Genomic DNA, 1,690 nt, shown 5'->3' with positions numbered 1-1,690 from the left:
TGCGGATTCCAATGATCGCGCGCAGTTATTCCAATCTGATGCCGCGCAGCGTTCTGATCTGATCGCGCGCAGGTGAAGCACCCGATCGTTAGGGGTAATTGGCCTATCGTTAGCCGGTGGTCAAGCGGGCGTGGTCGCCCCGACGGAGTGAAGCTGACCGGACGCGCACCCCCAACAGTGCCGTAGCGGGCCGGTCAGCTTCGCGGGCTGCAATCTCGGTCTTCATCGGCCGACGATGTGATCAAGGCCGAGGAAGAGCAGGCGGGCGACGCATGGATTCGCCGTTCAGTTCGAGCCTGTGAGCGTTGTGAAGCAGGCGATCAAGTATGGCATCAGCGTAAGTTGGGTCATTTATGAGCTCGTGCCATTTGGCAATTGGAAGTTGGCTGGTGACGAGTGTTGACCGTCGGCCGTAGCGGTCTTCGAGGATTTCGAGCAGATAATGACGGGCATTGGCGTCGATGGCCTGGAGGCCCCAATCGTCCAAAATGAGGAGGTCGACGGCGGCGATGCTCTTCATCCGCGAGGCGAGTCGGCCATCGCCCCGGGCAAGGTCCAGCTCTTCGATCAACCGCGGCAGCCGGGTGTAAAGTACAGATTGGTTGTCGCGGCAGGCCTTGTGGCCGAGCGCACAGCCAAGCCAGCTTTTCCCGACGCCAGTTGGCCCGACAATGGCGCAATTCTCATGGTTCTTGATCCAGTCTCCCTTGAGCAGCATGTCGAACAAGCGGCGGTCGAGCCCACGGGGAGCGCGGTAGTCGATATCCTCGGGCACGGCATGATGACGCAGCTTTGCCTTGCGAAGACGAAGCGCCAGGCGCCGGTTGTTGCGCCAAGTCGCCTCATGGTCCAGCAGCAACGCCAGCCATTCGGCGTGGTTAAGACCCTGGACCTCCTCGTTGTCGGTGAGGCTCGTGAAGGCCTCGGCCATGCCGGTAAGGCCGAGCCGCGTAAGCAAGTGGAGTGTGGGGTGTGTCAGCATTTTCTTCCCTTAGTGGTAATAATCCGAACCTCGGATGTTGGTGTGTATGATCGGCTCGCGCTCGGGGGACGCAGGCGTTGGGACGCGATCGAGGCCCTTCTCGAGGATCGATTTGACGCTTGGGTAGTTGCGAGCCTGGATCTCGATCGCGCGCAGCGCGGCCGCCTCGAGGCGCTCGGCGCCAAAGCGCTTTTCAAGCCGGATGATACCCAGGCAAGAACGATAGCCCTGTTCGGGATGTGGCCGATCCTCGATGATCCGGTCGACCAGCAGACGCAGCATCGGGCCAATCCGGCTTGCCTCGCTGCGGATCTTTGCCGGCGTCCACTCGCCATAGCGCCGGTGGCTGGAGGGCATGTGGGCGCTGGTCGTCGTGTGCCGCCCGTTGCCACTGCCGCGCATATGCGCGGCGATACGCTCGCCCCCCAGGAAGATTTCAACTGTTCGCGCGCTGATCCGCGCTTCTACCTCCCGACGGGCGAAGCGATAAGGCACCGAGTAGTAGTGTCGTTCGACCTCGACGTGATAGTCGAGCCCGATCCGGCATCAGCGCCATTCGGCATGGATCCACGGCTCGCCGGGAAGCGGTTTAAGATTTGGCGCATCAATTTCCTCGAACAGCTGGCGCCGTGTGCGGCCATACTGACGCAGCACCCGTCCGTCATTGAGCTTGGCCAGCCACTCGGCGATCGCACGGTTGAGTTCGAC

The 1,690-nt window shown here is 61.8% G+C and carries 1 protein-coding gene and 1 pseudogene; both read right to left on the bottom strand.

The annotated features are described in order from the left end of the window. Positions 1–241: 241 nt before the first annotated feature. Positions 242–982, bottom strand: coding sequence for an IS21-like element helper ATPase IstB (gene istB / locus SO156_RS45760; RefSeq protein WP_498539453.1), 741 nt, complete (start codon positions 980–982; stop codon positions 242–244). A gap of 9 nt (positions 983–991) precedes the next feature. After that, positions 992–1,690: pseudogene (locus SO156_RS45755) on the bottom strand (Mu transposase domain-containing protein); the annotation flags it as partial.

This window comes from Bradyrhizobium sp. UFLA05-125 (genome assembly GCF_059803515.1).
This window is presented reverse-complemented; position numbering and strand designations above follow the sequence as displayed.